Raw genomic sequence first — 12,831 nt, 5'->3', positions numbered from 1 at the left:
ATCATAATGCAAAAACTATACCTAAAGGTTGCTAAAGGTGATAGCAGTGCCAAGCCTACATTTACACAATGTTAAATGGAGCCATACTTTAATAATAGCTTTACCAGATAACCGGAGTCAGTTACAAAGCTGTTTGGTTAATCCAAATTACGAATCAGGGTGGGTAGTTTGAACCTAACCCTACTTGCTCATTTCCAGTATCTGCGTAACAGCTGCATCATTGAGTCTGCAAAAATATCCGATAGGTCCAAACTGACATGCCTTTTTACCCATTTCGGTAAAATGCGTATCCGGAATATCTACCTCCGACAATTTTGATGGCATACCCAGTGAAACAAAAAAATCGCGGATGGCATCAATGGTTTTGTTGGCTGCGACCATGGGATTCTCATCTTCGATACCAAACACATGCTTACCCAGACGAACAAACTTAAAGGCATTTCGTTCGTTTAGCACAAATTTCATCCAATAAGGGAACAGTATGGCCAAGCCAACACCATGCGTCAAATCGTACATGGCGCTTAACTCGTGTTCTATCGTGTGGGTTGCCCAATCGCCAATTAATTTACCTGTACCGGTAAGCCCATTCAGTGCCAGGCTCGATGCCCACATCAGGTTGGCTCTGGCTTCGTAATTTCGGGGCTCTTGAATAGCAATAGGGCCATATTTAATACATGTTTTCAGTATAGCTTCTGCAATGCCGTCCTGGAGGTCGGTACCTGAATCGGGTGTAAAATAGTTCTCGAACAGATGGCTCATGATATCTGCCGTTCCGGCTGCCGTTTGCCACTTGTTGACGGTATAAGTATAAACCGGGTCTAAGATGGAAAATTGGGGGCGTAATAAGTCGCTTCCCATAGGTAGTTTTTCCTGTGTACGCTCGTTGGTAATAACGGCCGAACCGTTCATTTCGGATCCTGTGGCCGATAGGGTGAGTACAGCGCCCAATGGAAGGGCATCTGCAGGCGTGGCCTTTCGGGTGCAGAAATCCCACACGTCGCCATCGTAGGCAAATCCCGCCGCAATAGCTTTGCTGGCATCAATGATACTGCCTCCGCCAACAGCCAAAATCAAACCTATATTTTTATCTCTGCATATTTTAATGCCTTCTCGTACACTTGTCAGCCGGGGGTTGGGCTGTATGCCAGAAAGCTCCTCAATATGGATTTCCTTTTCGATAAGCTTGCTTTTAATCGTATCCAGCAAGCCGCTCTTTACAACAGATCCTTGTCCGTAGGTGATTAAAACCCGATTGCTGTGTCGCAGTACTTCGTTTGCCAATTCATTGATTTTATTTTTTCCAAAAAGGATTTTTGTACCGGCCTGAAAGTTGAAATTCTTCATGTTGTTATATGTTGATAATACTTTAAAAATAATTATTTGGCTTTAAAATTGTACATTGGTTTTATCCTCCCCACAATTTCAACGGTGTCTGTAATAGTCGATTTTATCTCGTCCAACGACTTGTATGCTTGTGGTGCTTCATCCAATGTTTCAGATGCTATCGATGTTGTATAAACACCTTTCATTGCTTTTGCAAAATCATCCAGTTCAATATTTTCCCTGGCTTTTCTTCGGCTCATTAAACGCCCGGCCCCATGTGGTGCCGAGTAATTCCAGTCTTTATTGCCCTTTCCTATACACAGTAAGGAGCCATCGCGCATGTTAATGGGGATGAGCAGCGTTTCTCCTTTTTCGGCACTAACGGCGCCTTTGCGTAATATCATGCGTTTAAAGTCGATGTAGTTGTGAATGGTCTCAAAGCGGTTTGCTTCGGACAGTCCCATTTCGGCAATGATTGTTTTGGCCATGGTTTGGCGATTGAGTGTGGCAAACTGCTGAACAATAGCCATGTCATTCATATAATCGGAGAAACCCTGCCCTTCGAGATACGCCAGGTCTTTATGTGGAACAGGACTTTTGCGTCTGCTTTTTTTAAGTTTTTTTATTTCTTTCGAAATTTCTTTTTCTCTGTTATCAGCCTTGCGCTTTTCTATCAGCTCGTCCACATCAGGGAGTCGTTCAATGGCCTGTGCTATGGCTTGGTTCTGATAATACTTACACACGTCGGCCCCCAGTTTCCGGCTGCCCGAGTGTATAATCAAAAACAACTCGTCCTTTGCAGATAGGCCTACTTCAATAAAGTGGTTTCCGCCCCCCAGTGTACCAATAGAAAGCATAGCCCGTTTGACATCCACTTTTGATGCGCAGCGTAAACTCGATAAATCAAAGTTGTTTATTGCTTTTTTGTGTACATTAAAACCACTGGGTACCTTAGCTTTGATAATCTCGTCGAGTTGAGCGAAATCCATTTTTTTGTCATTCAGCCTAATGGTGAGCATCCCGCAACCGATATCAACGCCCACCAAATTGGGCGTTACCTTATCCCTTATGGTCATTGTAGTTCCTACGGTACATCCCTTACCTGCGTGGGCATCGGGCATAATGCGTATTTTGGAACTCTGATATGCTTCAAAGTTTGCCAGCTTTTTTACCTGATCAAATGCTTCGCTCTCAAATGTGTGGGCAAAAATTAAGGTTTCAATACCTTTGTTGTTTACGATGGTGTTGGTCGGTTTCATAACATAAAAGTAGAAAATTTACAAATCAATAAGTATCGGCTTAGTAATAGGAATACCCCATCGTAAAGCATTTTTATGCTTACGAGGTTAGTGGATGATTTGCGGTTTTCTTATAACCTCCGGATATTCCCATTAGCAGCAACAAAGGTATTTGCTCCCAGCTTTTATTTTAAAAAAATATTAGTGCGGTAAGGTTTCGCTTGGAGCGAAATTTTGGATATCCAAGCGAAACGTACCGTTGATACTATTTTAACAAAGTCATTTCTTCCAACAGATAGTTGGCTCCGGCAAATTTATCAATCAAAAATAGCACATAGCGCATGTCGAGACTGATATTGCGGCATTGCTCCGGATTGAACATCATATCGCTCATCACGCCTTCCCAGGCACGGTCGAAGTTGATGCCCACCAGGTGGCCATGGGCATTCACCACCGGACTGCCCGAATTACCTCCGGTGGTATGGTTGGTGGCCACAAAACACACAGGTACGGTTCCGTTTGTTTCGTACATCCCAAAATGTTTTTGTGCATAGAGTTCCTTGAGCTTTTCGGGAACACGATAATCGTACACATCCGGATTGTCTTTTTCCATGATACCATCCAGCGTGGTGTAGTTTTTAAAGACCACCCCATCGCGCGGTTCGTAGCCTTTTACCTGGCCATAGGATACCCGTAAGGTAAAATTGGCGTCGGGATAAAACACGGCATCCGGCTGATAAGCCATTTGTGCAGCCATATATTTTTTATCGAGCTCCTTTATTTTTTGGCTCAACTCGGCATAGGGCTTTGCCACCTTGTTTTCAAGTACATCCCTAAAGCTACTGAACAAAATATAGGTGGGGTCTTTTTGCAGCTTCTTAATACTTTTAGCCGAAAAATTAGCGGCCAGTTCCATGCTTGCATTTTTATCGTCGAATATCGTTTTTGTAAATAGGGCATCTACATAACGGTTTATATCACCCTTATACTTTTTATCTATTAGCTGATAAATATCGGGATGGAACTCGGGGTTCACCCTTTCTTTATAAATACGCAAAACGGCAGTGCTAACTTCCTTATCGATGGGCTGATAGTAATCTTTAAAGAAATTATCGAGTTGTTTAGCCAACTCTTTTTTTAATCTATTGATTTGCTCAATGTTTACCGTATCCTTTTGGCAGGCCTCTTTCAAACGATTAAACCTCCCGGCCATCTGCACTGTTTCCATGCCGTTGCGTACCAATGCTTCCAGGATATAATTGTAGGCTAAGCGGTAGTCGTCATAGGAGTTATAAACCGCTTTGTAATCGTTTAGCAAGGAGGAGTATTCTGGAGCAATGTTATCCGCCCAGTTTTGAAATCCTTTTTCGTATTTTTCCTTTTTTTCGATGGCGTTTAACTTTTCCAGTCCGCTTATTTCGCCTTTCCAGCGTTTCCAACTGTTGGATATACGCGCTGCCTTGGAGGCATATTGTATTCTGACGGCAGGATCCTGGTTCTGGTATTTTTTTATTATTTGTAACTTTTGGGTACGCATGTCAATCAAGGCGGGGTTCACCTGTTGGGTAATCATCTTTAAATGAAACGATGGGGCATATTGTTCCGTGGAACCGGGATAGCCGAACACCATGGTGAAATCACCTTCTTCGACACCTTTTAGCGAAATAGGAAAATGCTTTAATGGTTTGTAGGGCACATTATCTTCCGAGTAGGCTGCGGGTTTATTGTCTTTGTCGGCATAAATCCTGAACAAGGAAAAATCACCCGTATGGCGGGGCCACATCCAGTTATCTGTATCGCCGCCAAATTTGCCTATGGCCGATGGTGGGGCACCTACCAGACGAACATCGTTGAATACTTCGTTTACGGATAAAAAATATTGGTTACCGCCAAAAAACGGTTTTACATTAGCGGTAAAATGCGTACCATCGGTGGCCTCTTTGATTATGGCATTTATATTTTTCCGGATACTGTCGGCCTTTCCCTCCATGTCGTCGCTCAGGCCCTCAAGCACCCTATCGGTCACATCTTCCATCCGTTTTAAAAAAGTAACCGACAGGCCTTCATTGGGCAGTTCCTGTGATGGATCCTGCGCCCAGAAACCATTGGTGAGGTAATCGTGTTCCACGGAACTGTGCTTTTGTATTTGGCCATACCCACAGTGGTGGTTGGTAATGAGGAGGCCATTGTCGGAGATGAGCTCGCCGGTACATCCACCGCCAAAAATAACGATAGCGTCTTTCATGCTGGCCTGGTTTACGCTGTAAATATCTTCGGCAGTAAGCTTAAAGCCCATTTGCTGCATTTCTTCGATATTGTATTTTTTGAGCAACATGGGAATCCACATCCCTTCTTTGGCATGTAGCGGCAAAATGATGATGGCCGATAAAATCAGTAAAGTGATCAGTTTTTTCATATGTGTATAAATTAGATGAAAAATTATAAGACTGGAGATAAGAGACTGCTAACACAATTTGTTCTGCCTAAGCAGAAAGGAATTGCTTTTGGCGTCGGACGATTTTTTTATAATCATTGGTCTGGCCGATTTATCAATTCTCCTGTATGTTTATACCATGTAATCATTGGTGCGTTGGTTTTTAGATCTACTTTCGAGCTGCGAGGTTTTACGCAAAGAACGTAAAGATACACGCAAAGAATACAAAAAAAAAGAAGTTTAAAGGAAATTCAATGTGTTGTGGGTTCAGGTTTTTTTGAGCATCCAAATAAATAAAATCAGGCACTACCTTCCGAAATATCGAAGGGTAATGCCTGAAAAATTCATTCCATGCCTGCCACCTGTTTAATTTTCAGGCAGGATGAATGGGTAAGCAGCGCCTAATTACTTGCTTGTACCATGCCAGTTACCGGGCTAATGGTAAAGCTGTACGTATAGTTTTTATCGGTCAACCTGTATTTCTCATGCGTCCATGCACCCCAGCTGTTGTCGCCGCCCACGCCCATTTGTTTGTGGTCGATATTTACCGAGGTAAGCTCGCGGGACTTCACGTCGGTGGTGTGCCTGTTTATCACCGGCACGCCTTCAACCTGGCGGCCATCGGTACGGTGCGGCGATTCAAAGTCCTCCATAATGTTGTGGTGGGCCGATACTTCCAATAGACGCTTGCCCGTGAATTTAAGGCCAAAGCCGTTTCCGTCGGTGATGCTCACCCAGCGCACATCGGTTTTATTGCCGTTTTCCTGCGGACGGATATATGGAAAGTACTGATCGGCCACCGGGCCTGAATACAAATCAACAAAGGCACTGGTTTTGCGGTCGATGTATGATTCGTGCGGACCGCGGCCCAGCCAGGTCATTTGGTCGTAGCTGCCCGGCATTACCAGGTTGGTGCCCATGCGCACAGGTTCGGGCGCATCTTTCCCGGTTATCTTCAGCTCATTGAATACCTGCACCTTTCCTGTTCTGTCAACGGTATAAACTACCTTTCCCGTTCCTATTTGGTCCCCTTTGTAGGCATACTCAAAATTATAGCTTACGTTTACGCTTTGGGGCGTAGATATGGTTTTGGCTGCGGTTACCTTTCTTTCCTGCCCTGCCTTGCGCCATGCCCGGGCCCGTTGGTCCAGTTTGTTGCCAAAATCATTGTCGATGGGCGCCCTCCAAAAATTGGGCGTGAGCCCTTGCTCGATCATTTCCCTGCCATCCGTAATAAAAGATATCAATGTACCTTTGTCGTTGTCAAACACTACTTTAAAAGCCGTATTGCCAATGCTCGTTTTTCCACCCTTTTCTTCAACGGTTAAATCCTCGGCCTTGGGGGCTACCTGGGCAAGTTGTTTGTAAACGGGCAGTTTAAACTGCTCTTTGGCCAGTTCCGTACCGGCATCCACCCGCCATTCTGCTTCTTTCAGTTTGGCATAGATATTTAAAAAGTACTCGGTATTGGGTTCCGGATCAAAGTTTACGTCCAGATTGAAGTTTTTATGCTGGTCCGGATTCAAGGATACGCCATTGATAGCACCTTCCTTCACTACTTTGCCGTTTCCTTTTACCTGGTAGGTAAAATCGAATTTATCGGTATTGATAAAAGCGTATTTATTTTGGATGTTTACAATACCCCTGTCCAGGTTAACGGGCTTGAACTTGATGTACTGGTACACTTTTTTCATTTCTAACAGGTGCGGCTTGATGCCCCTGTCGGGATTTACCAGTCCGTTGATGCAGAAGTTACCGTCGCTGGGCACCGTGTCGGGGCCGAAGTCGCCACCGTAGGCCCAAAACTCCTCACCGTTTTCGTTGGTGGTCAGCAGGCCTTGGTCCACCCAGTCCCAGATAAACCCGCCTTGCAGGTTTTTTTCCGACTCGATGGCGTCCCAGTAGTCCTTAAAGTTACCCAGGCTGTTGCCCATGGCGTGGGCATATTCACATTGTATGTAAGGTTTTTCGGCCACGTTTTTGGCATAGTTCAACATGCTGCCTATCCTCGCATACATGGGAACCATGAGGTCGGTATTGCGTCCGTTACCGGCCCTTTCGTATTGCACGGGGCGCGAGCTGTCCATTGCTTTGAGATAATCGTAGGTGGCATTAAAATTTACCCCGTCGCCGGCCTCGTTGCCCAGGGACCAGATAATAACGGACGGTTGATTTTTATCGCGTTGGTACATATTGCGGGTGCGATACAAATGCGCCTCTTTCCAATCGGGATCCTTGGCCAGGGATTCTTCGCCGTAGCCCATGCCGTGCGATTCGATATTGGCCTCGTCGATAACATAGAGGCCGTAACGGTTGCACAGCTCATACCAGCGTTCGGGCTGTGGATAATGGGCCGTGCGTACTGCATTCACGTTGTGGCTCTTCATCACCTCAATATCTTTTAGCATGGTAGCCTCATCCACCACATGCCCGTTCACATCGTGGTGCTCGTGCAGGTTTACACCTTTTAGGTACACGTATTGTCCGTTTACCAACAGGGTGGCGTCCTTAATTTCTATTTTTCGGAAACCTACATCCTGACGAACAACCTCCAGCACCTGGTCGTTTTCGTCCATCAGGGTGATGAGTAATTCGTATAAGTGGGGTGTTTCGGCAGTCCATTTTTTTACCTCGGTTACACTACATTCGCCTACCGCCTGTTGGCTGGTGCTGATGATCATGGTTTGTAATACCTGGCTGCCGTCCTTCAGTACGGCCTTCACTTTGGCCTGTCCGGGTGTAGCTACATCCACATCTACCTTAAACAAGCCGGTGTTGTAGTCGTCGCTCAGGGTAGCGTTTACCCTAAAATCTTTAATATGAACGGGGTTGCGGGCCATTAAAAACACATCGCGCGTGATGCCCGCCAAACGCCAAAAATCCTGATCTTCGAGATAGGAGGCATCGCTCCACTTAAATATTTCGACGGCCAGGGTGTTTTCGCCATCTTTCAAATAGGAGGTGATATTAAATTCCGACGGTGTTTTGCTGTCCTCGAAATAGCCCACCTGCTGCTCGTTAACCCAAACATACACGGCAGAACCGGCTGCTCCAAAATGAAGGATCACATCCTTGCCTGTCCAGTTTTCGGGGATGGTAAAGCTGCGTTTATAGGACCCCACGGGGTTATAATGAGCCTGGATGGTGGGCGGTGTTTTGGCGTGCGGATATTTTACATTGGTATAAATGGGGTATTCAAAACCCTCGCACTCCCAGTTGGCCGGTACTTTTATGGTTGTCCATTCGCGTGTGTCAAAATCGTCCATAAAAAAATAGAAGGGACGCTCTGAGGGGTTTTGGGCGATATGGAACCGCCATTCCCCGTTCAAAGACTTTATGAGCGACGAGCCCCAGATGTTATCGGCATCCACCTCTTGCGCATTGGCAAAGGGGATAAAATAGGCCCTGGGCGCCATCCGGTTAATTTCGCTTACCGCAGGGTTTTCCCAGTCGGCGGGGGATTTTTCCTCCCAGGGCACGTCCTCGTAGGAGTTGTAGTTGGTGCAAGACATAAAGACCAACAGGAGCAAGGCCATGCCGTAATTTTTGATTTGACGCATTTGACTGTTCATTTTATTTTTATTTAGATAACTAATGTGATGAAATAATGCTAATTAAGGCTGTACACCTGAAATATTTGGTATAATTTTTATTCCGCTCTTTTTCATAAGTTCACTAGCGTTAAAATCAGTGCAAATACCGGGATTGAGTTCGTAGTTGAAAATCATTGAATTATCCTTAATATTACTGTTAAAGCTATAATTTACAACCCATTTTTTATGCTCCATTAATTTGGCAAGTTCAATATCGTGTGTTGCAATAATTCCTGACGTAGGGAGCTCATTAAATTGATTAATCAAGGAAAAGCTTCCTTTATGTCTATCTTTTGAGTTGGTACCTTTAAACATCTCATCCAACAGAAAAAATACATTGCAATTATTACCTATCAATGTCAGCATTTTTTCTATTCTATCCAATTCTGCGTAAAAGGACGAAACTCCCTCCTTCAAATTATCCTGGGTTCGCATACTTGTAAATACTTTCAGGTTCGAAACCTGCCCTAATTGAGCACAGCAAGGCGCACCGGCCAGTGCCAATACTAGGTTTACGCCAACGGTTCTTAATAAAGTACTTTTCCCTCCCATGTTAGAACCTGTTATCATAACAACTTTACCCTGTCCTTCGGAGTGAAAATCATTACCAACACGTTTGTCAGCATCTATTAAGGGATGTCCTAACAACTCAAAATGTACGTAGTTGTTTTTTTCTGTTATCTCCGGGAAAGTATATGATGGGTTTGAATAGCAAAAACCTGCAAAACTATTTATTACTTCAAACTCACTAACTGCTTCGGCCCAAGATTTTAAATATGTTTTATTTTTCGATTTCCATTTTTCTGTCCCAATAACCAAGTAAATATCTATTAGTAGAAAACTGTTAAAGAGTGAATAAAAGGGATTTCCTTTGATCGGAATCTTTATCTTATTTACACCTCTTTGCTGAGAGAAGTCTAATAATTTGCAAAGCTTTTTAATTTCTCTGGATGCTGAGTAGGTATCATTGGATACCAGTGATTTTAATTGTGCTAATTTCTCCGACTTGAAACTCGCGCATTCTATTTTTTGGATAAGCGATTGATAAGCTCTAAAAGTGTTAATATGCTCTTGTGAGGTTTCAACGATATCCTCCGCCAGTGGTTTTGCTTTTCTTAAGAATATGTAGTTGAAAAGTAAAACAGTGATAACGGAAAGTAAATAAATTGGCCAGTAGGATGAGCTTATATTAATCGTGTAAAAATATAAACTAAGCAAAGTCAGAACCGAAAGGATTATTGCAAGCGCTATATATGATTTTTGATGTTTTAATAAAACCACAGGTTTTTCTACCCAATCCAACAATTTATAATAGTCACTTTTTTTATTTTTAAAGTGCATGCCCAAAGCCTGAAAATCCTGCCTCCAATCCAATTTTTCAGATATTTCTTTTATGGCTTTTTGTCTGTTTAGTATTACATTATTTGATGCAGGCTCCATTAGCCATTCCGATAAACGTATCCTGCCCGACTCCGTGGTTGTTCTGTTAATCAATTGAAAAATGGAATGCTGCCCGAAAATATCTAAATCAGCGGTGTAGGGATGATTATGATTTATAAATTGATGGCCTGTATCAAAGTCGTCCAGCTCACATTTTTCTCTGAGGATTTCGGATTCATTTATTCTATTCAGGAAGGATGCATGTTTTCTTAAGTAAGCTATTTTGTTATACTGTTTTATAGCAAAAGCGAAACTTATTATTAGAATAGGGAGAACAATAAACGCGGGCGTAATTAAATGGACACTAAACAAAGTGATAATAATACTACTTGAAATTACAAAAATAAGTAGTCTAAGTAAAGATAATCTATTCAATACCTTTTTTAAGCGTAATGTAAGAGCATTGTACTTGTCGATATTTTTCTGATAGATGATCATTATTTTTTTATTTACCTAAAATACGATAGCCAATCTTCACTTTGGCATTTAACTACGATTCGTGAAGGTTTCAACTTCCGCTAAAACTTCATCAATTCCATGTATAATTTTTGCAGCGGTAGCCCTACCACGTTAAAATAGGAGCCTTCAATTTTTTCGATGCCCGTCATGCCTATCCACTCCTGAATGCCATAAGCGCCTGCTTTATCGTAGGGCTCAAAATTATCTACATAATATTCTATCTCTGTAATGGGTAGCGTTTTAAAAAATACCTGGGTAGCCACTGCGAAGGATTTTTGTTTGTTACTGCTCGTCAGGCTTACGCCCGTAATTACCTCGTGTAATTTTCCGGATAGTTTTTTGAGCATGTTAATGGCATCATTTCTATCTGTAGGCTTCCCGAGCACTTCATTGCCCAGGCAAACGATTGTATCGGAAGTAATGACCAATTTGTTGGTGTTGCGCACTTCTTTTTGAAAGGGCGATGCTTTTAATTGGGAGAGGTATATTGCTATTTCTTTGTTTTTTAGGCCTTTGGGGTATATCTCCTCAACACTCTTGCAGTCCAAGCTAAAATCCAAACCCAGCTGCTTTAAGAGCTCGGCACGCCGGGGTGATTGGGAGGCTAATATGATTTGGTAATGTTTTAAATGGTTTTGAAGCATGCGGTTTATATTCGGCAAGTTAAAACTATTGGTTGAATGCGAATTAGTTTAAAATCAGAATAACTGTCTCGCTACCAGGATGAATAATATGCCTGCCAGCATAATAAGCTTATACCACGTACTTAAGCGGTGATAGGCTTTAGGGGTATCCGATTTAAACAGCAGGTACGTAGACCATAAAAAGGGCAGGGTAATCAGGCATAGGATGTACCACAGCGTAACGGAAGAGTTGTTTAGTATATCAATATAAAAATAAAGCCCCCAGATCGACGATAGGGTGCCACATGTAAGTATGAGAACGAATATTTTGGCATATTTAATTCCTATTTCAATGGGCAGGGTACGGCAGCCTCCTTTTTCGTCGCCGTACAAATCTTCCATATCTTTTACCACTTCCCGGATTAGCGTTGTTACAAAGGCAAAAAAAGCAAAACCCAGCGTCCAGAACCAAGCCGTAGAGCAAGCTTCGGAGTTAATAACAGCACTTCCGTGAACGCGTTCCAACATGGCAAACTCTAAGGAAACCACCACTATGGTCACCAAAGCCGTTAAACCGGAAACTACCAAGTTGCCAATAAAACCTTGTTTTTTAAAGGTGGTGGAGTAGTACCATAGAATTAAGGGTATGGCTAAAAATAACAGTGCCCAGGTTTCTTTGCGTGCTACATACGAGAGGAACAGACCTGTAAATACGCCTACAAAGGTGAGGATGACATGTAAAAACATGGCCTCACGCCTTTTTAATCCATTGTCGATAACCATTTTTTGCGGACGGTTCAGGCGGTCGATTTTAATGTCGAAGTAATCATTAATTACATATCCCGATGCCGCCAGACAGGCAGTAGCCAATACCAACAACCCAAACCGGAAATGGGACAACACCGGATCGTAGCCATAATAATTTAAAATAGGAAGGATGAGTCCATACCTAATTAAACTTTGCAGCAGGGCAATGATAATTAGATTAGGTAAACGTACTAATCGTAATAATGATATCATGTTTTTTGGTGTTTGATTGTTGATATAGCACAAATTATCAAGAGTAAGTTTTTACCTGGTAACTGATACCTGATAACTGTTCACTGATAACTGTTCACTGATAACTGTTCACTGATAACTGTTCACCAGCGATGATCAAAGCCCCACTTACCATGTGCCCGGAGAACCTGTTCAATGACATCGCGTGCACAACCCTCGCCGCCGTTTTTATGACTGATGTATTTGCAGAGCGACTTGATTTCTTCAACGGCATCTGCCGGACAAACCGGAGCTCCAACAATATCCATAACCGGATAATCAGGTAGGTCGTCGCCCATATACATCACCTCTTCGGGTTTCAGATTTCGTTTTTTTAACCATTTGTTCAATGGGGGTATTTTTTCCGAAGCACTCATGTATATATCTTCAATGCCCAGTTGATGGTAACGTTTTTTTACTGCTTCGGTATTCCCGCCGGTGATAATGGCTATAGGATAGCCTAGTTTAATGGCCAGTTGCAAGGCATAGCCGTCCTTTATGTTAATGGTGCGTAAAGGGATTCCTTCGGCATCCATGGTTATAATCTGGGCAGACAAAACCCCATCTACGTCAAAGGCAAAAGCTTTCACCTTCATTAGGTCTTCTTTAAAATTACTCATGTATTATGTAGTTTGTTGCGAATTTACAAAATACAACGATAAAACCATTGCTTACCTATTAAA

The 12,831-nt window shown here is 42.9% G+C and carries 8 protein-coding genes; all 8 read right to left on the bottom strand.

Annotated elements, in window-relative coordinates; all coding sequences use genetic code 11:
* Positions 1 to 180: 180 nt before the first annotated feature.
* On the bottom strand, positions 181 to 1,344 hold the full coding sequence (locus FN809_RS12135) for an iron-containing alcohol dehydrogenase (protein WP_142533798.1): 1,164 nt from the start codon (positions 1,342 to 1,344) through the stop codon (positions 181 to 183).
* Positions 1,345 to 1,376: 32 nt separating this feature from the next.
* The gene (locus FN809_RS12130; RefSeq protein ID WP_142533797.1) at positions 1,377 to 2,582 is read right to left on the bottom strand and encodes an RtcB family protein; all 1,206 of its coding nucleotides are present in this window, start codon (positions 2,580 to 2,582) and stop codon (positions 1,377 to 1,379) included.
* Between the two features lie 244 nt (positions 2,583 to 2,826).
* Entirely contained in the window at positions 2,827 to 4,977 is a 2,151-nt protein-coding gene (locus FN809_RS12125; protein WP_142533796.1) for a S46 family peptidase, read from the bottom strand.
* Between the two features lie 419 nt (positions 4,978 to 5,396).
* Positions 5,397 to 8,567 (bottom strand): glycoside hydrolase family 2 TIM barrel-domain containing protein, encoded by a 3,171-nt coding sequence (locus FN809_RS12120; RefSeq protein ID WP_246095592.1) that lies wholly within the window; start codon positions 8,565 to 8,567, stop codon positions 5,397 to 5,399.
* Between the two features lie 42 nt (positions 8,568 to 8,609).
* Complete coding sequence (locus FN809_RS12115) at positions 8,610 to 9,890, bottom strand: MutS-related protein (protein ID WP_394348167.1); 1,281 nt, start codon at positions 9,888 to 9,890, stop codon at positions 8,610 to 8,612.
* 656 nt (positions 9,891 to 10,546) lie between these two features.
* Entirely contained in the window at positions 10,547 to 11,131 is a 585-nt protein-coding gene (locus FN809_RS12110) for a Maf family nucleotide pyrophosphatase (protein WP_142533794.1), read from the bottom strand.
* A gap of 54 nt (positions 11,132 to 11,185) precedes the next feature.
* Entirely contained in the window at positions 11,186 to 12,130 is a 945-nt protein-coding gene (locus FN809_RS12105; protein ID WP_246095591.1) for a geranylgeranylglycerol-phosphate geranylgeranyltransferase, read from the bottom strand.
* A gap of 122 nt (positions 12,131 to 12,252) precedes the next feature.
* Entirely contained in the window at positions 12,253 to 12,768 is a 516-nt protein-coding gene (locus FN809_RS12100) for a KdsC family phosphatase (RefSeq protein WP_142533793.1), read from the bottom strand.
* Between the last annotated feature and the right edge of the window lie 63 nt (positions 12,769 to 12,831).

Origin of the sequence: Saccharicrinis carchari, from assembly GCF_900182605.1 — a bacterium.
In the GTDB taxonomy this organism is placed as follows: Bacteria; Bacteroidota; Bacteroidia; order Bacteroidales; family Marinilabiliaceae; genus Saccharicrinis; species Saccharicrinis carchari.
Note: the sequence above shows the minus strand (reverse complement) of the source record. Positions and strands in the feature narration are given on the sequence as shown.

Excerpts from the sequence above, each read along its gene's own strand:
- FN809_RS12100 (WP_142533793.1), bottom strand. The coding sequence starts at position 12,768 with ATGAGTAATTTTAAAGAAGACCTAATGAAGGTGAAAGCTTTTGCCTTT.
- FN809_RS12125 (WP_142533796.1), bottom strand. The coding sequence starts at position 4,977 with ATGAAAAAACTGATCACTTTACTGATTTTATCGGCCATCATCATTTTG.
- FN809_RS12130 (WP_142533797.1), bottom strand. The coding sequence starts at position 2,582 with ATGAAACCGACCAACACCATCGTAAACAACAAAGGTATTGAAACCTTA.
- FN809_RS12105 (WP_246095591.1), bottom strand. The coding sequence starts at position 12,130 with ATGATATCATTATTACGATTAGTACGTTTACCTAATCTAATTATCATT.
- FN809_RS12120 (WP_246095592.1), bottom strand. The coding sequence starts at position 8,567 with ATGAACAGTCAAATGCGTCAAATCAAAAATTACGGCATGGCCTTGCTC.
- FN809_RS12110 (WP_142533794.1), bottom strand. The coding sequence starts at position 11,131 with ATGCTTCAAAACCATTTAAAACATTACCAAATCATATTAGCCTCCCAA.
- FN809_RS12135 (WP_142533798.1), bottom strand. The coding sequence starts at position 1,344 with ATGAAGAATTTCAACTTTCAGGCCGGTACAAAAATCCTTTTTGGAAAA.